General features: G+C 47.2%; 1 pseudogene. It reads left to right on the top strand.

Annotated features, from left to right (window positions below):
* Positions 1-67: 67 nt before the first annotated feature.
* Positions 68-907 (top strand): annotated as a pseudogene (locus CIK04_RS23540) (EAL and HDOD domain-containing protein); the annotation flags it as partial.

Below are 907 nucleotides of genomic sequence, written 5' to 3'. Positions count from 1 at the left end.
CTGCAAAATCATAACTACCAGTGATAAATTCACTGGTTAGTCACTGAGCATAAGAATAAAGCACTAAATGAATACCACATACGTCGCACGGCAGCCGATCTTTAATCGGAAGTAAACATACCTTAGGTTATGAACTTTGTTTCGTTGACGGAGAGAGCAACGCCTATCCGGTACCACATCGAATCAACCGTGCGACCTATCGCTTGATTGTGGAAAACTTTCTGTCCGTAGGCACCAATCCGGCCATCGCCTCTTCACGCTGTTTTATCAACTTTCCGTATCAAACCTTGATTCGCCGTTTGCCACTCAGTCTGCCGAAAAACAAAGTGGTGATTGAGGTGCTGGAAACGTGTCAGCCAACGGATGAGCTGCTTGACGCGATTCGTGATTTGTATCGCGAAGGCTATGTTATCGCGCTGGATGACTTCACCTTGACCCCGGAATGGCATCGTTTTTGCCCTATGTGCACATCGTGAAATTGGATGTGATGGATTTGGGGATGGAGAAGGCGTGTGAGTTGGTCAAAGAGCACTTGGCACGGCGCGTGAAATACCATTTCTTGGCAGAAAAAGTGGAAACGGCGGAAGAGTTTGAACTGGCGAAAGAGGCGGGATTTAAATTCTTTCAAGGTTACTTTTTTAGTAAGCCAGAAGTGGTGCAAACGCGTTATGTCAGCCCTGAGCAGACTGTGGCGTTGGAGTTGTTTCGTGAAGTGTGCAAGAGCGAGCCAGATTTTGGCCGCATTGAGCAGATCATTTCGCAAGATGTAGCGTTATCTTACAAGCTGTTGCGTTTCGTCAATACTCAGTCGACCCGTCTTGAAGTCACCATCAGTTCGTTTCGCCAAGCACTGATTTACCTTGGGCAGACAACTGAAAATGTTCGTCTCTCTGGTGGTGGCGTCTTA

The organism is Vibrio sp. 03_296, assembly GCF_002265885.1.
The sequence above is the reverse complement of the archived record's forward strand: the minus strand, read 5'-3'. Positions and strand labels throughout refer to the sequence as shown.